This is a genomic window from Sphingopyxis sp. OPL5 (assembly GCF_003797775.2).
In the GTDB taxonomy this organism is placed as follows: Bacteria; Pseudomonadota; Alphaproteobacteria; order Sphingomonadales; family Sphingomonadaceae; genus Sphingopyxis.
In genome coordinates this window covers 1,867,407-1,884,685 of the sequence record NZ_CP060725.1, presented here as the reverse complement: position 1 = coordinate 1,884,685, position 17,279 = coordinate 1,867,407, and the positions used below count along the sequence as shown (strand labels likewise).

Annotated in this window: 12 protein-coding genes; 5 read left to right on the top strand and 7 right to left on the bottom strand. The window is 66.5% G+C overall.

The features are described from left to right. Positions 1 to 77: 77 nt before the first annotated feature. Entirely contained in the window at positions 78 to 1,466 is a 1,389-nt protein-coding gene (locus tag EEB18_RS08990; RefSeq protein ID WP_187140109.1) for a methyltransferase family protein, read from the top strand. 311 nt (positions 1,467 to 1,777) lie between these two features. Here the strand turns inward: EEB18_RS08990 and EEB18_RS08985 are convergent, their stop codons facing one another. From EEB18_RS08985 to EEB18_RS08955, 7 genes are all read right to left on the bottom strand, one after another. After that, positions 1,778 to 4,042: a TonB-dependent receptor gene (locus EEB18_RS08985; protein WP_187140093.1), complete on the bottom strand. Its 2,265-nt coding sequence runs from the start codon at positions 4,040 to 4,042 to the stop codon at positions 1,778 to 1,780. A gap of 322 nt (positions 4,043 to 4,364) precedes the next feature. Further along, positions 4,365 to 5,285, bottom strand: a complete 921-nt coding sequence (locus tag EEB18_RS08980; protein ID WP_187140094.1) for a hypothetical protein — start codon at positions 5,283 to 5,285, stop codon at positions 4,365 to 4,367. A 284-nt stretch (positions 5,286 to 5,569) separates the two neighbouring features. Continuing rightward, positions 5,570 to 5,878, bottom strand: a complete 309-nt coding sequence (locus EEB18_RS08975; RefSeq protein ID WP_187140095.1) for a hypothetical protein — start codon at positions 5,876 to 5,878, stop codon at positions 5,570 to 5,572. 79 nt (positions 5,879 to 5,957) lie between these two features. Then, positions 5,958 to 7,331 (bottom strand): glutamate--cysteine ligase, encoded by a 1,374-nt coding sequence (locus EEB18_RS08970; protein WP_187140096.1) that lies wholly within the window; start codon positions 7,329 to 7,331, stop codon positions 5,958 to 5,960. Between the two features lie 62 nt (positions 7,332 to 7,393). Then, positions 7,394 to 9,739 carry a beta strand repeat-containing protein gene (locus tag EEB18_RS08965; RefSeq protein ID WP_187140097.1) on the bottom strand — a complete coding sequence of 782 codons (2,346 nt, stop codon included), beginning with the start codon at positions 9,737 to 9,739 and terminating at the stop codon, positions 7,394 to 7,396. Positions 9,740 to 9,750: 11 nt separating this feature from the next. Beyond that, entirely contained in the window at positions 9,751 to 11,682 is a 1,932-nt protein-coding gene (locus EEB18_RS08960; protein ID WP_262408230.1) for a proprotein convertase P-domain-containing protein, read from the bottom strand. Between the two features lie 291 nt (positions 11,683 to 11,973). Next, positions 11,974 to 12,720: a 16S rRNA (uracil(1498)-N(3))-methyltransferase gene (locus EEB18_RS08955; protein ID WP_187140098.1), complete on the bottom strand. Its 747-nt coding sequence runs from the start codon at positions 12,718 to 12,720 to the stop codon at positions 11,974 to 11,976. 204 nt (positions 12,721 to 12,924) lie between these two features. Here EEB18_RS08955 and EEB18_RS08950 point away from each other — a divergent pair, with 204 nt between their 5' ends. The 4 genes from EEB18_RS08950 (at position 12,925) to ubiA (ending at position 17,166) form a co-directional block, all read left to right on the top strand. Continuing rightward, entirely contained in the window at positions 12,925 to 14,913 is a 1,989-nt protein-coding gene (locus tag EEB18_RS08950) for a TadE/TadG family type IV pilus assembly protein (protein WP_187140099.1), read from the top strand. Beyond that, entirely contained in the window at positions 14,910 to 15,506 is a 597-nt protein-coding gene (locus tag EEB18_RS08945) for a TadE/TadG family type IV pilus assembly protein (protein WP_187140100.1), read from the top strand. Before EEB18_RS08950 ends, EEB18_RS08945 begins: the two co-directional genes overlap by 4 nt. Continuing rightward, positions 15,503 to 16,186, top strand: a complete 684-nt coding sequence (locus EEB18_RS08940) for a TadE/TadG family type IV pilus assembly protein (protein WP_056344710.1) — start codon at positions 15,503 to 15,505, stop codon at positions 16,184 to 16,186. Before EEB18_RS08945 ends, EEB18_RS08940 begins: the two co-directional genes overlap by 4 nt. Before the next feature lie 68 nt (positions 16,187 to 16,254). Further along, entirely contained in the window at positions 16,255 to 17,166 is a 912-nt protein-coding gene (gene ubiA, locus EEB18_RS08935) for a 4-hydroxybenzoate octaprenyltransferase (RefSeq protein WP_187140101.1), read from the top strand. Positions 17,167 to 17,279: the final 113 nt, after the last annotated feature.

Here is a 17,279-nt window from a genome sequence, read left to right as displayed (position 1 = left end):
CGCCGAATCGTCGGCCATCATTGACGGCTTGCTTACCATTTTCGGCTAGGCCCGAGCGCGTGACCCATTTGCCCGACATGACCCTGCCCGCAGGCGCCGACACGGCGCCGGAAACCGCCGCGAAGCCTGCTGCAAGGCCGCGTTCGGCGGTCAGCGCGGGGGTCGGAATCGTCGGCCTGATCGGCCTGATGTCCTATTTGCTGATCGCGCGCTACACGCCCGAGATCGCCGCCTTCCTCGGCATCGACTGGGGCAATCGCGGGCCGATGAGCGGACCGAACTCGGCGATCGCCAGCGTCCTCGCCTGCGCCATCCCGATGGTGCTGTGGTCGGTGTTCGTCGACAAGGTCCACCGCAATCCGTCGACCGGGATCGACTGGGCGCAGCGCCGGCCCTGGCGCGAGACGGTCGACATCAGCCTGACCAAGCTCGCCGGGCTGTGGGCGACCTGGGGCCTGATCGCGCTGACCTATGCGACGATGCGCTATTATTGGGAAGGCCAGTATGAATTCTCGATGGAGCTGCTCGAGCGCGTCGCGCCCTGGCTGCTGCTGATTTCGGTACCGTACATGCTGTGGCTCGACCGCCGGCTGGTCGAACCGCGCGACGGCTGTTACCAGTTCGGGCGCTGGCTCGTTGCACCCGGACAACCGGTCGATGGCCGCGCGATCGGGCATCATTTCCGCGCCTGGGGGGTGAAGGGGTTCTTCACCGCCTTCATGCTGTCGATCGTGCCGGGCAATTTTTCGAGCCTCGTCACCGTCGACATGGGCGAGGTTCTGCGCAACCCGTATATGACCGGGCTGTGGGCGATCAACCTGCTCTATCTGGTCGACGTCCATATCGCGACGGTCGGCTATATCCTGACCGCGCGGCCGCTCGATTCGCATATCCGCACCGCGAACCCCTATGGCATGGCGTGGGTCGCGGCGCTGATCTGCTACCCGCCCTTCATCCTGATGAACGGCGGCCCGCTCGATTATCAGGTGAACGGGTCCGACTGGGGCTATTGGCTCGAGGGTCATGACAATGTGATGATCGTCTGGGGGATCGTGCTCGTCGGGCTGACCGCGATCTACAGCTGGGCGACGATGGCGTTCGGCATCCGCTTTTCGAACCTGACGCATCGCGGCGTGATGACCCACGGGCCGTATAAATATACGCGCCACCCGGCCTATCTGTCGAAGAATTTGAGCTGGTGGGTCGGTGCGCTGCCCTTCCTCGTCACCGATGGCGGCTGGACCGAGGGGCTGCGCAACACGGTCCTGCTGGGTCTCGTGAGCAGCGTCTATTACTGGCGCGCCAAGACCGAGGAAAAGCATTTGCTCGCCGATCCGGCGTATCAGGCGTATTGGACCTGGGCGCAGGAGAATGCGGTCGTGCCGCGGCTGTTCGCGCGGCTGTCGGGGCGCAAGCGTCCGTTGATCCGGCTGGAGCCCGATGAGCGGATCGGGCCGGTGGCATAAGCCTGGCATCGAATTCCCGTTCCGGATCGTCGATTCGGGAGCAGTGAACCATATAGGTACAAATTAGGAAAGCGGTTTTTCGGGCGAGGCGATGGTTTCGCCCGTGGCGACGTCGGATTTCGACCGGTTTTGGACGGAAAACACACCGCAAATCCCGTTCGTGTAGAGCGAAGTCGAGACACCCCGAAGTCGTGCGCTGCCGATGGGTGTCTCGACTTCGCTCGACACGAACGGAAATAGAGGGCGGTCGGGAAATCACCCCGAACCGGTCTCCTCCCCGCGGCGTCGCCGCAGGGAGGATCGAGCCGGTCCTAGAACTTCACGCCCGCCTCGACGCCCCAGATGCGGGGTTCGTTGACGTAGCTGGTGAGGTTGTTGAAATCGATGCCGCCGGTCGCCGACTTGTCGCCGGTGATGTTGCGCACGAAGCCCGCGACATCGAAGCGGTCGGTGCGATAGCCGACGCGCAGGCCGCCCTCGAGCATCCTGTCGTCCGAGAATTCGACCGACTGATAGAGGAAGAACTGCACCTTCGAGCGGTAATACCAGTCGGTGAAGGCATAGATGGCGCCGTCGCCGACCGGGAATTCATACCCAGCGGTCCAGTTCGCGGTCCACTTCGGCGACTGCGGCAGCTGGTTGCCGTCGATCGAGAAGATGCCCGGGCTGCCCGGGCGGACCGGGTCGAGGACGGTGCACGGGGTCGCCGAACCGCAGCCGGCGACGAAGGCGTTGGCGTCGTCGATCTCGGCGACGTTCCAGGCGCCGCCGACCGAGAAGGTCAGGCCCTTCGCCGGCGCCGCCTGCAGCTCGGCCTCGATGCCATGGCCCTTGGCATCGACGTTGAGCAGGCTCGCGACATTGGCGGTGCCGCCGACGGCGGTGAGCTGGAGGTCCTTGGTGTCGAAATAATAGCCGGTCAGGTTGAAGCGGACGCGGTTGTCGAGGAACGACGTCTTGATCCCCGCTTCATAGGACATCGTCTCTTCCTGGTCGGCGGTCGAGATGGTGCGCGAGAAGGTCAGGCGGCCCTGCACCGACGGGGCGCGATAGCCGCGCGCGACGCGGGCATAGACGGTGATATCGTCCGACGCCTCATAGGTCGCGCTGGCGTCCCAGGTCAGCAGCTTGCCCTTGACGCTCGCCGCCTGCGGCGGAACCGGGGTGTTCGGGTTGACGACGAAGATCGGGCGCGTTTCGACCGGGCGCGACGCGACGAAATCGCGCGTGTCATGGTTGTAGCGCGCGCCGGCCTGCAGCTTCAGGCCATTGTCGAAGGCGTAGTTGACCGAGCCGAAGATGCCATAAGCCTCGCTGTCCTGACGCTGCACCGCGATCGCCGAGGGCATCGCATCGGTCGGGCCGCCGAACTCGAAGCTGGAGATGTCGAGCTTTTCGTCGAAGTAGAAGGCGCCGAACTGATAGCCGAGGCCGGTCGAATTGTTCGACGCGAGCCGCACTTCCTGGGTGAACTGGTCGAGGCTGGGGACATTGTCCTGGCTCTGCGCCTGGAAGGGGATCAGGCCCGGACCCGACACCGGCAGGAACACCGCGCCGAAACCGCCGTCGATGTCGCCGCGGCTGCGGAAATTGGCGTTCCAATAGGAGGTGATCGAGTAGAGCGTCACCGGCCCGAAATCATATTCGAGGTTGAGCCCGGCGTTATAGGTGTTGAGCTTTTGGAAGTTCAGCCCGTCCTGATAGACCTTGTCGCGCTCGAATTCGGTGCCCGCGCCGCCGAGGCCGACGAGCTTGTTGCTGCCCGGAAGCTGGGTGTTGGCGCGGAAGATGATCGCCGAGCCGTCATAGATGCGGACCTGGCCGATCGCGCGCGCGGTGAACGGGCCGCTTTCATATTGCAGCTGGAGCCGCGCGGCGATGTCGTCGTAGCCGCCGAGATCCTTCTTCTTGGGTGTCGCGACATTGTCGACCCAGTCGTCGCGGTGCTGGAGCAGCGTCGACAGGCGGACCGAGAAGCCGTTGTCGTCGGCGGCGCCCGCCGCGACCTCGACCTGGCTGGTGCCATAGCGGCCATAGCTGACCCGCGCATAGCCGCCGGTCTTGCCGGGCTTGACGGTGTCGAACTTGACGATGCCGGCCGGGGTGTTGCGGCCGAACAAGGTGCCCTGCGGTCCGCGCAGCACTTCGACGCGGTCGAGGTCGAAGATCGGGAAGCCCTTGAGGATCGGGTTTTCGAGGACGACGTCGTCATAGACGACGCTGACCGGCTGCGAGGCGTTGAGGTCGAAGTCGGTGTTGCCGAGGCCGCGGATGTAGAAGCGCGGGAAGGTGCGGCCGAACGAGCTTTCGATGTTGAGGCTGGGGACGCGGCCGGCGAGCGCGCGGACGTCCGAACCGGTCGAGGTGATCGCGCCGAGCGTGTCGCCCGACAGCACCGAGACGGCAACCGGCACGTCCTGCAGGCTTTCCTCGCGGCGCTGCGCGGTGACGACGATGTCGGTGAGGCCCCCTTCGTCGGCGACGGGGGCGGTGTCCTGCGCAGCGGCGGGGGCGGCGAAGCCGGCGGCGGCAACGAGTACGAGAGCTATAGCGGTGGCGGAAGGAAAGTGGCGCATGGCAAGCTTCCTGAAACAGAGTGACGATGGGAGAGGCGGAAAACCATCGCTCTTTGGCTTTCGATGCGCCCGCGATCAATCGCCGAAGCGCGTGCCGCTGACGTTCGTGTCAGCAGTGTTGCGCAATTGCTGCAGTTTGTGACAGTCGGCGGGTGCGCGATGGGCGGGTTCCGATCCTCCCTGTGGCGAAGCCATGGGGAGGGGGACCGCCGCGAAGCGGTGGTGGAGGGGTCGCGATGCTGCGTCCCAATCCGACGTCGCGGCCCCTCCGTCAGCCCTGCGGGCTGCCACCTCCCCATCGCTTCGCGACAGGGAGGATAGGCTAGCCGCTGGCGTGGCGGAGTTTTGCATCGCTGGCGGGGTCGTTCGCCGGATTTGGCAGGCCGAACCAGGCGCGCCGCGCGGCTTCGGCGGCGCGGCGTAGCGGGGCGAGGGTAGCGTTGTGGGCGGCCTCTGCGGCCGCTTCCTCGTCGGGTTCGAGCGTGCGTTCATACTCCTCGTCGCCGAACACCCCTTCCTCGATGCCGAGGAAGTCTTCGGGCGGCGGGAAATTGGTGCGCCACTCGCCGTCGTCGTGCCACACCGAGAGCGTGGCGGCCTCTTCCTCGGGGGTCAGGTCGGGTTCGGGCTCGAGGTCGGAATCGGCGGAAAACTGCGCAACTTCATTCGCGATCACCGTGTCTTTCCACAGCATCGCGAGCGGGTTGGTGCGGTTGTCGCGGCCCGCGAGCCAGCAGGCGAGCGCGGCGCCGCGACGGCTTTCGTCGCCATCGGGCAGCGCGAGGTCGAAGAGCGCGAGGAAGCCCGCCCAGTCGCCCGCGATGATCTGCGCCAGCATCGCCTCGCCGGCCCGGGCGCGGGTTTCGACCGCGCGGTCGAGTCGCGCGAGCATCGCGAGGCCGAGGCTGGGGACGTGGCGGCGGCGCTTGGTCAGGCTCTTGAGCTTTTCCTCCTCGGTGAAGCGCTCGGTGACTTCCTCGATGCCATAGATGGCGCGGTCGAGCAGTTCGTCGGCGAGGCGGTCGCGCGCGATGAGCAGCGCCGCGCTCCAGCCGAGCCGGAACGCCGCGCCCTCGGGGCGCTGCTTGAGCTGGTAGGCGGCGCCGGGCGACATCGCGACGCGGCCCGCGGCGATGCGCACCGACCCGGTGGCCGCGAGATGATCGAGGAAGGCGCGCTGGAGCGCCGGGGTCCAATGGTAGCTGGCGGGGGCGGGGGTATCGTTTTCGTTGTCTTCGGTCATGTGATTCGTCCTTTTGGTCAGTGAAACTGATTGAACGAACCATATCGGTACAATTTAGGAAAGCGGTTTTTTGCGGGGGGCGATCCTATTTTGTCGGCGAGGCCAGGGACCGCAAATCCTCCCTGTGGCGTAGCCATGGGGAGGTGGCAGCGCGAAGCGCTGACGGAGGGGCTTTGGCGCGACGTTGCTGGCCCCTCCACCATCCCCGCTTTCGCGGGGACGGTCCCCCTCCCCATGGCTTCGCCACAGGGAGGATCTTCGCGTCTGCGCTTGTGAGAGAGGAATTACTCGGCGGTGCCGGCCGCCGCGGCTTCGGCGGCGCGTTTGGCCTGGAGTTTGGCGTGGGCGTCGTCGATGATGCGCCAGGCCCTGGCGCAGCGCTTGCGGTCGAAGGCGGTGTCGCTGGCGCAGACGCGGTTCAGCTGTTTGAGAACCTGATCGGGATCGTAGTTGCGGCTGGCGGGAAAGGCGCTGACGTGCGCGGCCATGGCGTTGGAGCCGATGGTAGCGGCCGAGTTGATGTCGGTCGCCGACGCGGCGGTGGTGCCGGTGGCGAGGATCGCCGCCGCGAGGATAAGCTTGCCAAGAACCATCGTCACTCTCCTTCGATCAGGATCTGAGGGCGATGCTATCATGAAAGGTGGCGGACGCCAAATGGCTGTCCGCGCGGCATTAAAAGCTGAGTTCGTCGTAGATCTTCGACAGGTCGTGGCCCCAGGAGCCTTCGTAGCGGTCGAGCAGATCGTGTGCGGGCGACTTGCCGCTCTTGGCGATGCGGCGCAGCGGTTCGAGGAAGCCGACCTCGTTGTCGCCCATCGAATTGACCTCACCGCGTGCCGCCAGCCCCGCCGCGGCGATGTCGAGGACGCGGTGCGCCAATTCGCCGACGGTGCCGCCACCGGGCGCGGGGGCGTCGAGACCTTCGCTGGGGACGGCGTCGCGCAGCGCCTGTTGCTCCGCGATGCTCCAGTTTTTGACGAGATCCCACGCGGCGTCGAGTGCGCCCTGGTCGTAGAGCAGCCCGACCCACAGAGCGGGGAGCGCGCAGATGCGGTTCCACGGACCGCCGTCGGCGCCGCGCATTTCGAGGAAGCTCTTGAGCCGCACCTCGGGGAAGGCGGTCGAGAGATGGTCGTTCCAGTCGCTGAGGCGCGGCAGTTCGCCGGGGAGGACTGCGAGCTCGCCCTTCATGAAGTCGCGGAAACTGAGCCCCGCGGCGTCGATATATTTGCCGTCGCGGAAGACGAAATACATCGGCACGTCGAGCATATAGTCGACATAGCGCTCATAGCCGAAGCCCTGCTCGAACACGAAGGGCAGCATGCCGGTGCGCGCGGGGTCGGTGTCGGTCCAGATATGGCTGCGGTACGACATATAGCCGTTGGGCTTGCCCTCGGTGAAGGGCGAGGAAGCGAAGAGCGCGGTGGCGAGCGGTTGCAGCGCGAGCGAAACCCGGAATTTCTGCACCATGTCGGCCTCGGACGAATAGTCGAGGTTGGTCTGGATGGTGCAGGTGCGCAGCATCATGTCGAGCCCCATGGTGCCGACGCGGGGCATATGGTCGAGCATGATCTTGTAGCGGCCCTTGGGCATGATCGGCAGCTCGGCGCGGGTCTTGTCGGGCCACATGCCGACCCCGAGGAAGCCGAGTCCGAGTTCGGCGCCGACCTCTTTCACTTGCTTGAGGTGGCGGCCGGTTTCGGCGCAGGTCTGGTGGAGATTTTCGAGCGGCGCGCCTGACAGTTCCAATTGGCCTGCGGGTTCGAGGCTGACGGTGCCGTCGCTGCCCGCGAGCGCGATCACCTTGCCGCCCTCGATCACCGGTTCCCAGCCGAAGCGGGTGAGCGCCATGAGCAGGTCGTGGATGCCGCCGGGTTCGTCATAGCTCGGCGCGCGATGATCGGCGGTGCGATAGACGAACTTCTCGTGCTCGGTGCCGATGCGCCAGCGATCCTTGGGCTTCTCGCCCTTGATCATGGGGACCGCGAGCTGGTCGCGGTTTTCGACGATGGGATCGTTGCTGTCCGAGGCGGTGCGCGTGCTCATGTCGCGCCATCTAGACTATTCGGTATAGAATGCAATCGGGGCTGAATGCCCCCGGCGACCCGCTATTCGACCATCGCGCGGAGGTTGATCGTGAAGCTCGATCCGGGCGCCATGCCGCCCTTGGGATTGACGCGGATGTGCGTGACATTGGTGTCGACGCCATTGGCATCGGCGACCGGCGTGTAGGTGAAACTGGCGCCATTGTTGTTCGAGAAGCTGAGATCGTCCGACGTGCTGGCGAGGCTGGTGAAGCTGTAGGTCAGGCCGCTCGACCCAGCCGCGAAGGCGATCGGGCCGGGGCCGGGGGCATAGGTGCCGACGAACAAGGCGAGGTTGGTCGGCAGCGCGTCGGTGACGATGACGCTGCCCGCCGTCGCCTGCGTCCCCGCGGGCGCGGTGACGGTGAGGCTGTAGGTCGCGAAGCCGCCGGGGATGAGCTTGGCATTGGTCGTGCCGTTCTGCGGATCGCTGTAGGCGACCGACGTCTTGGCGAGCGTCAGCGGCAGGACATAGGCGTTGGTGTAGGTGCAGGTGGTCGCGGTCGTGCTGCCCTGGATCGTCAGCGCGCGACCGGTGGCGCCGCTGGCGAGCGGGCTGCCGCCGGTGCATTCGACGCTGGCGTTGTAGAGCGCGGCGACCGCGCCGCCGCCGTAGCTTTCGGCGGGCAGCGTGACGACATCGCCGGCGCGGACGTTGACATAGCCGCCATTGGTCGCGGTCGGCGCGGTCGAGGAGAAGCTGGCATTGGCGGTGCCGCCGCTGGTCGTGGCGCTCGCGGTATGTCCGGTCGTCGCGCCGCTCCACGCCTTGGCGAGACGGAGCTGCTGCGCGATGCGGCTGTTGGTGAAGGTGCAGATAATCGCGGTGTCGGCGGGGTTGACGGTGAGAAGGCTGCCGGCGAGCGCGGTGGCATTGCCGGTGCAGGCGAGCGCCTGCGCATAATTGGCACCGTCGCCCGAGGTCCATGTCTCGGCCAGCGTCGCGCTTTCGGCGGCATAGACGGTAACCGCGGCATTGGTGTCGGTCTCGTTCGCGCTGTTGGCGACCGAAGCGATGCTGGCATTGTTGGTGAGGCCGCTGGTCGCGACGGTGACCGCGTTGGTGGTCAGCGCGTTGACCCAGGTCTTGCGCACCACCAGCGTCGCCGATTTGCGCGCGTTGGTCCAGGTGCAGGTGAGCGAGGTGCCGCTGGGCATCGTCACGGTGCGGCTGAGCCCGGTGCCCGCGGTCGCGACGACGGCGTTGTCGCTGTTGCGGCGGCATTCGAGGCTGCTGGTGTAATTCGCCGCCGCGCCGGTGGTGAAGGCTTCGGTGAGGGTCAGCGTCGACCCCGCGACCGCGACCGTGGTGGCGTTGGTGGTCGTCCCGCCGACGGTCGAGCTGCCCGCGGTGGGGACCAGGCCGCCGGTGATCGCGAGGCTGACCGCGTCGGCCGCGATGCCGTTGGTCCACGCCTTGGTCAGCACGACGGGCGAATCATTGTCGGTGATGGTGTAAGTGGCGGCAGTGATCGGGGTGCCGCCGCAGCTCGCGGTGCTCGACACGGTGTAGCCGGTGCCGGCGGCGAGCGCGATCTGGATCGTCTCGCTGCCCTCGGTCGCGGTGTCGTCGATGACATTGATGCCGAGCGGGACGGTGGTGTTCTGATAGGTGCCGGCGGGGATGGTGACGGTGAAGCTCGCCCCGCCGCCGGGCGTCGTATAGTCGGTACCGCGCGTCGCGGTGCCGCCGGTGATGCTGACGTTGACGGTGCGTGCGCTGAACAAAGTGCCGCTGATCCGCAGCGCCGGGATGTTCGCCGACGGGATCGATTCGACCCCCGCGCCGGTGGCCGCCGACAGCTCGACGAAGGGGTTGAGGCTGATCCGGATATCGTCGAGGAGATTGCCGTAGCTGCCCGCGTCGGTGGTGATGAACTGGACGCGCTGGACCCCCGAGGCGCCGCTGTAGGTCGCGGTGCCGGTGTTGACGTTCCACACATTGTTGACGGTCGACGCCTGCGTCGCGAGCAGCTGGATCAGCGTGCCCGAGCTGTTCGCGATCTGGAAGCGCGCGGTCTGGGTCGCCGGGCCGCCCGAGCGCGCGCGGTGCGCGAAGGTCCAGCCGATCGTCTCGCCATTGACCATGCAGATATTCTGATAGAGCGCGCCGGGAACATTGGCGTTCATTTCGGCGAAGACCGACCCGTCATAGGCGGGGACGCCGAGGAAATTCGTGTCCCACAGTTCGATCTCGCCCGACACCGAATCCCAGCCCGCGACCGAGCCGTTCGCGTAGACTTCGTAATTGGCCGCGCCGGGCCCTTGGGGATCGTTCGCTTCGAACGAGGGATTGACGATGACGCGCTGCGCGTGCGCGGTGCCGGTCAGCGCCAGCGTCGCGGCGAGCAGGGCGGGAAGGAAACGCATCGGCCGCATCGTCAATTCACCGTCGCCGTGAAGGCGATCGCCATCGCCGCCGCCGGGGCGAGCGTCGCGGTCGTGGCGGTCACGCTGGTGCCGGCGAAGGCCGCGCCATGGGGATCGCTTTCGTCGGCGCCCGTCGCATTGTCGTCCTCGACCGTCGTCGCCCCGGCGCAGCTGGTGCCGCTGCGCAGCGAGGCGGGGGTGTAAGTCAGCGTCGCGGGGATCGCGTCGGCGATCGCGATGCCGGTCGCGGTGGCGCCGCCGGTGTTGGTGACGAGCAGGCAATAGCGCATGACCGCGCCGGGGATCGCCTTGGGATTGGTGGTACCGTTCGTCGGATCGCTGACCACGCTGCTCGTCTTGGCGAAGGCGAGGCTGGTGGTCGGGCGGCAGAAGCTGATGTCATGGATCGCCATCCCCTGTTGGCCGGGATCGGTCGGCGCGAGGCTGTGGCTGCCATAGACGATGGTGATCGTGTCGACCGGTGCGGCAAAGGTCACCACGACGGTGCCGTTGGCGCTGGCGTCGGCCGAGGCGGTGTCGCCATAGACGCTGTTGCCGACGACATAGTTGCTGACGCCGTTGGTCAGCGTCGGCAGGACGGTCACACCGTTGTTACTGCCCGTCACCGTCACGCGGTCGGCGAACTGGCCGGCGGCATAGTCGATGTCGAACAGGCGGAACTGCGCGCCGGGAACCGCCGTGGGCAGCGCGATGGTCGATGTCGCGATGCCCGACTGGCTGGACATGTCGACGATCTCGAAGATCGAATATTGGGCGGGCGAGAGCCCGCCGGTGACGACATTCTGCCGCGTTGGCGACTGGCCGCCATAGGTCGCGTTGTTGAGGAACGATCCGCCGCTGATCGCGATGCTGAAATTCATCGTGCCGATATTGGCGAGCGCATAGCTGCCGCTGGTCTGGCCCGCCGACCAGGCGATGCTGTCCCAGTCGTGGACCGTGATGCCCGCCGGGCAGACGAGCGCCGGCGCGATGCCGGCGACACGCGAACCCGATACGGTGAAGCTGACGGCGGCATAATCGTCTTCGCCGGTGACGCCGTTGTTCGGGGTCGAATCGCTGTCGGCGACCGAGGAGGCGCTGATTTCGGCGCTGTTGACGATCGTGGCGCCCGATGTCGCGGCGACGGTGCCGCTGATCGTCAGGGTGCGGGTGGTCCCGGCGGGAATGCTGCCGACGGTCCACACGCCCGTGCCGCTGCTGTAGCTGCCAAAGCCCGAGGCGCCGGTGAAGGCGAAGCCGACCGGCAAATCATCCTGCACCGTCACCCCGGTCGCGGTCTGCGGCGAGCCGCTCGCGTTGGTGACGCTGAGCGTATAGCTGATGCTCGCACCGCCGGCGGGGGTGGCGTTGCTGACGGTCTTGGTCAGCGACAGGTCGGCATAGTTGGCGGGCAGGCTGGTAATATAGAGGTCGGCGCGGGTGAAGCTGCCATTGTCGGCCGAGGGATATTGGTCGCAGATCTCGAGCCGCCAGCTGCCCTGCGCATTCTGGCCGTTGAACGCCGACAGCGCGGCATTGGGGGCGAACTGGTTCTGGTACGGCGGCGCGCTGGTCGCATGATTGGCGGTGTTGCCGTCGGTGTTGACCGTCGTCGCGGCGCCGTCGTCGAGCCGAACGTTGAAATTGTCGCCCGAGATATTGGCGGTGTCGCCGTCGACGAGCTGGACGCGGGTGCCCGCGGGCGACTGGAGCGTGACCCGGATGTCGCCGCGCCAACTGTGGGTCGCAAGAATGCCGATATCGACATCGCCGACGATATAGCTGGTCGCGACGGTGAAGTTGCGGACCAGCGGGCTGGTGCAGGTGGTGGCGTTGTTGATGTTGCCGGTGGTGGTGTTGCTGTAGGTCGTCGTCGTCTGCGCGCGCGCCGGACTCGCGACGAGCGCGAGCGCCAGCCAGACGAGCGCCATCAACGCCCGCATATGCTGCACGTGCCGGGCCCCACCCTGGCAAAATCGGCTCTGGTCCTGCCGTTGCATCGGCCCGCTATGGCGCGCTTGTGGCTAACAGTGGGTTAAGGATCGTGAATTTCGACCGTATTTGTGTCGGATGGGGACAGGATCGGGGGTGGTTCGGTGATCCTCCCTGTCGCGAAGCGATGGGGAGGTGGCAGCGCGAAGCGCTGACGGAGGGGCGTTGGCGCTGCGTCGCTGGCCCCTCCACCATTCGCTTCGCGAACGGTCCCCCTCCCCATCGCTTCGCGACAGGGAGGACTAATCGCGACCCCAATCGCCATGCTGCGCCATCCATAGCGCGGTCGCGGCGATCGCGGCGGTTTCGGCGCGCAGGATGCGCGGGCCGAGCGCCATGCGTTTCACTGCCGGTGCGGCGAGCAACAGGTCGCGCTCGCGCGCCGTGAAGCCGCCCTCCGGGCCGGTCAGGATCGCCGCGGGCGCGGGTGCGGCGAGCGTCGCCATCGGCAGGCCGCCGTCCTCGTCGGCGAACAGCAGCGCGCGGTCCGCCGGCCAGTCGGCGATCAGGCGCGGCAGCTTGACCGCGTCGGCGAGCGTCGGCAGCGCGGTGCGCCCGCATTGCTCGCACGCCTCGACGATCTGCGCCTCGACCCGGTCGCGGTTGATGCGGTCGACGATCGTGCGTTCGGTGATCACCGGCTGCAGCCGCGCGACGCCGAGTTCGGTCGCTTTCTCGACGATCCAGTCGAGCCGCGCCTTCTTGACCGGCGCGAAGCAGAGCCAGAGGTCGGGTACCGCCTCGAGCGGGCGCGTCCGGCGCTCGATCGCGACGGTGAGCGACCGTTTGGCGGTGTCGGCGACGACGCCGAGCCATTCGCCGCTGCGATTGTCGCAGAGCAGCAGCGGGTCGCCGGCCTTCGCGCGCATCACGTTGAGCAGATAATGCGCCGCCGGGCCATCGATGACCGGATTCGCCCCGGCGCTGAGCGGGGTGTCGACGAACAGGCGCGGGGTGCTGGCGGGCGGCCAGGCGGGGACAGCAGGCATGACCGACGCGATAGCAGACGACGGAAATTTGCACATCCCGCGGTGTCAGTCGCCGGATCTGTCTCGATTCGGGTCAGAATCGGGGAGCGGCCGCGGCGGGCGCAAGCCGCGATTAGCGTTTTGGTAAGCAGTCCCGTCCTAGGTGCGAGGGTACCAGCCACGCATCTGTTGGGGCGGCGTGCCTGGCGAAGAGGGGTTGTGACCATGCGAGGGACCTTGATCCGCGATATCTGGCGCGGCGTCCGGAAACTGCTGCGCGACCAGCGCGGCAACACCATGTTCCTGACCGCCGCCGCCGTCGTGCCGATCATCGGCATCGTCGGTTCGGGCGTCGATATCGGGCGCGCCTATATGGCCGAACTGCGCCTGCAGCAGGCCTGCGACGCCGGCGTGCTCGCGGGCCGCCGCGCGATGGCGGGGACGACCTATACCACCGCCGCGCAGGCCGAGGCGAACAAGATGTTCACCTTCAACTACCCCAGTACCAAATATGGCAGCAGCGGCGTCACCTTCAACTCGGTGGCGCAGGGCACCTCGACCGTCAACGGCACCGCCACGGCAAACCTGCCGACGGCGTTGATGCAGATTTTCGGGTTCGGCGATTTCAACCTGTCGGTGAATTGCAGTGCGAAGCTGGAGATTTCGAACGCCGATATCATGCTCGTGCTCGACGTCACCGGATCGATGTCGACGGTCAATTCGGGCGACTCGGTGAACCGCATCACCGCGCTGAAAAATGCCACCATGTCGTTCTTCGACACGCTGACGACTGCCGAGACCGGCGACGGAAGGCTTCGGTTCGGCGTCGTGCCGTACAGCTCGACCGCGAATGTCGGCTCGATCCTTTATGCCAAGAACCCGGCCTGGCTGGCGAACACGACGACGCTGCCATCGCGAGAGGCGCAGCCGCCGACGTGGATCAACGCATCGACGGTGAACAATGGTTCCGCGACCAACGGCACGGCCTATATGGTCGTCGATTGGGCGAATACCGGCACGACGATCACGAAAGTCGGCAACAAAACCGCGACGAGCAGCAATTGTTCGACCGCGACGAAGGCGAATTCGGCGACGACAACAAGCGGATCGTCGACGACGACCCAGACCGGCCAGACGACGGGCGACGATTATCGCACGACGACAAAGGACGTCAAACAGGCCTATCGCTATTACGAATATAAATATGTCTGGGCGTCGAACCAATGCAACGAGCAGCGGCGTCAGATGGAATATATCCAGACGCAGAAGCAGACGACGACCGAGGAACGCCAGCAGAACTATATCTATAACGATTATAGCTTCGACGTGACCGCGGCCAAGACCGGGACGGCGCTGTCGACCACCACCGGCGATTTCGGCGCCGCCTATTCGGCGACCTGGGGCGGCTGCGTGATGGAACGCGGCCCTGCTTCGCCCTTCGCGGCCAATGCCACGGCGCCGTCGACGGCGCTCGACATGGACGTCGATACCGCGCCGACCAGCGCCGACAATACCAAATGGAAGCTGCTCATCCCCGAGATTGCCTTTCCGCGCGCCAGCGGTCCGAGCGGTACGCCGTCATCGACCGGGACGTCGGGTGTGACGGTCGATTACAAGAACGTCACCAAGGACAGCAGTTCGGGCAACTGGCAGCGCTATTCGAAATATTGGGGCAGCGGCTGGGGCGTTTGCCCGGCGGCGGCGATGAAGCTGACCACGCAGACGGCGGCCAATCGCGCCACGTTCAACACCTATATCAACTCGCTGCAGCCGGTCGGCGGTACCTATCACGACTCGGGCATGGTGTGGGGCATTCGCCTCCTGTCGGCGGACGGGATGTTCGCCGACGAGAATGCGACCGCACCCAACAATCGTCCGATCGCGCGCCACATCATCTTCATGACGGATGGCGACATGTCGGCGAACATGGGGAACCTGGGCTTTCAGGGCTATGAGTGGACGATGAAGCGCGTCGGCGGCACCGACGACGCGACGCTGACGGCGCGGCACAACAATCGCTTCCTGCAATTGTGCGAAAAGGCGAAAGCGAAGAACATCACCGTCTGGGTGGTGAGCTTTGGCCTGGCGCTCAACACGCAAATGACGACCTGCGCGACGGCGGACAAGGCCTATTCGGCGGCGAACGCGACGCAGCTCAACCAGAATTTCCAGTCGATCGCACGGCAGATTTCCAAGTTGAGGTTGTCGCAATGACCCGTCTTCCGACCCATCGCCGTGGTTTGCGGCGCGATAATCGCGGCACCGCGATCACCGAATTCGCGCTGACGGCGCCGCTGTTCCTGCTCATCCTCATGGGGATTTTCGATTTTTCGTGGCAGATGTACGCGAAGCAGGTGCTGTCGGGTTCGGTGGCGCAGGCGGCGCGCGCCTCGACGCTGGAGGGTAATGCGAGCAGCCAGACCGCGCTCGACGCCGCGGTGCGCAAGCAGGTCAAAAAGGTGTTCAAGAACGCCAATGTGACCTTCACGCGCAAGGCCTATGACAGCTACGACGAGATCGGCGATCCCGAAAACTACACCGACAGCAACAAGAACGGCCGCTACGACACCGGCGAATGTTTCCAGGACGTCAACGGCAACGGCAATTGGGATGCCGACCGCGGCCAGACCGGCAATGGCGGCGCCGAGGATGTCGTCGTCTATTCGGCGAAGATGGACGTGACCCGGATCCTGCCGGTCTGGGCGATGCTCGGCCAGTCGCAGAAAACGACGATCAAGGCGAGCACCGTGCTGCGCAACCAGCCCTATGCCGCCGCAACCTCGACGAACAAGGTCATCTGCACATGATCGCTCCCGCTTTCCGCAAGATGCGCCGCGCGCTGGTCCGGCTCGCGCGCGACAGCCGTGCGACGATCATCGTCGAAATGGCGTTCACCATCCCCTTCCTGATCCTGATCGGCTTTGCCGGGCTCGAGATCGCCAATCTGACGCTCGCCAACACGCGAGTCAGCCAGATCGCGCTGAGCGCCGCCGACAATGCGTCGCGCATCGCCTATGGCAATAATCTGTCGCTGCCGCGCGTGCGCGAACTCGACATCAACTCGGTGTTCACCGGGGTCGAGGAGCAGGCGGGCGGGATGAATTTCCGGGCCAACGGGCGCATCATCCTGTCGAGCCTCGAACGCAACACCGACGGCGGGCAATGGATCCACTGGCAGCGCTGCTATGGCAACCTCAACGCGCCGTCGAGCTTTGGCGTGCAGGGCGCCGGCAAGACCGGTACCGCGCTGGCGGGCATGGGGCCGGCGGGCCGGCAGGTGGCGGCATCCGAAGGCACCGCGGTCATGTTCGTCGAGATCACCTATCGCTATACGCCCATGCTCTATGGCAAGTGGCTCGGCGCCAAGACGATCCGCTCGACCGCGGCGTTCAACATTCGCGAGGCGCGCGACCTGCGCGGGCCGAGCGCGAACAGCGACGGCGTTTACAACGACGCGCCGGTGGCGACCAAGTCGGCCTGCACCTGACCGGCGCGCGGCGGCTGTCGCAATAATCATTTGTTGCGGACGCGGCGGCTGCTATCGCGCGGACGCCGATGACCGCCGCCCCGCCTCCCGACAGCCAGCTTCGCGGTTTTGTCGCGTTGCTTCCCGCCGCCGCGCGGCCCTATGCGCTGCTCGCGCGGTTCGACCGGCCGATCGGCTGGTGGCTGCTCTATTGGCCGTGCACCTTCGGGCTGGCACTCGCGGGCGGCGCGGCGAGCCATTGGCCGTTGCTCCTGTGGATGCTGCTCGGCGCGATCGTCATGCGCGGCGCGGGCTGCGTCTATAACGACATCGTCGACCGCGACCTCGACGCGCAGGTCGCACGCACCGCGTCGCGGCCGGTGGCGAGCGGGGCGGTGTCGGTGCGGGGCGCCTGGTTGTGGACGGTGCTGCTGTCGCTCGTCGGGCTGCTGGTGCTGGTGCAATTGCCGCTGCGCGCGCAGCTGATCGCGCTGCTCAGCCTCGCGCTGGTCGCGGCTTACCCGTTCATGAAGCGCATCACCTGGTGGCCGCAGGCGTGGCTGGGGCTGGTGTTCAGCTGGGGCGCGCTCGTCGGCTGGGCGGCGGTGGGGGGGCAGCCGACCGGCCTGGCGCTGCCCTTGCTCTATGCCGGCTGCATCGCGTGGGTGATCGGCTATGACACCATCTATGCGCTGCAGGATATCGAGGACGATGCGCTGGTCGGGGTGAAGTCGAGCGCGCGCGCGATGGGGCGGCATGTGAAGGCCGGGGTCGCGCTCTGCTATGGTTTCGCGCTCGCGGGCTGGGCGGGGGCGCTGTGGAGCGTGCGGCCCGACCCGCTGGTGTTCGTCGCGCTGGTGCCCGCGGCGCTGCACCTCGCCGGGCAGGTGGTGACGCTCGACCCCGACAATGGCGCCGACGCGCTGGCGAAATTCCGCAGCAACCGCTTTGCCGGGCTGCTGGTGTTCGCGGCGATGCTGGTGGTGGGGAATGCGCCCTGAGCTGATCCTCCCTGTGCCGCAGGCATGGGGAGGTGGCAGCGGCTTTAGCCGCTGACGGAGGGGCGATGACGCACCGTCGCGGCCCCTCCACCCCGCTTCGCGGCGGTCCCCTC

Coding starts and splice junctions, on each gene's coding strand:
- EEB18_RS08945 (WP_187140100.1), top strand. CDS start 14,910: ATGACCCGTCTTCCGACCCATCGCCGTGGTTTGCGGCGCGATAATCGC.
- EEB18_RS08970 (WP_187140096.1), bottom strand. CDS start 7,331: ATGAGCACGCGCACCGCCTCGGACAGCAACGATCCCATCGTCGAAAAC.
- EEB18_RS08955 (WP_187140098.1), bottom strand. CDS start 12,720: ATGCCTGCTGTCCCCGCCTGGCCGCCCGCCAGCACCCCGCGCCTGTTC.
- EEB18_RS08975 (WP_187140095.1), bottom strand. CDS start 5,878: ATGGTTCTTGGCAAGCTTATCCTCGCGGCGGCGATCCTCGCCACCGGC.
- EEB18_RS08960 (WP_262408230.1), bottom strand. CDS start 11,682: ATGCGGGCGTTGATGGCGCTCGTCTGGCTGGCGCTCGCGCTCGTCGCG.
- EEB18_RS08940 (WP_056344710.1), top strand. CDS start 15,503: ATGATCGCTCCCGCTTTCCGCAAGATGCGCCGCGCGCTGGTCCGGCTC.
- EEB18_RS08985 (WP_187140093.1), bottom strand. CDS start 4,042: ATGCGCCACTTTCCTTCCGCCACCGCTATAGCTCTCGTACTCGTTGCC.
- ubiA (WP_187140101.1), top strand. CDS start 16,255: ATGACCGCCGCCCCGCCTCCCGACAGCCAGCTTCGCGGTTTTGTCGCG.
- EEB18_RS08965 (WP_187140097.1), bottom strand. CDS start 9,739: ATGCGTTTCCTTCCCGCCCTGCTCGCCGCGACGCTGGCGCTGACCGGC.
- EEB18_RS08990 (WP_187140109.1), top strand. CDS start 78: ATGACCCTGCCCGCAGGCGCCGACACGGCGCCGGAAACCGCCGCGAAG.
- EEB18_RS08980 (WP_187140094.1), bottom strand. CDS start 5,285: ATGACCGAAGACAACGAAAACGATACCCCCGCCCCCGCCAGCTACCAT.
- EEB18_RS08950 (WP_187140099.1), top strand. CDS start 12,925: ATGCGAGGGACCTTGATCCGCGATATCTGGCGCGGCGTCCGGAAACTG.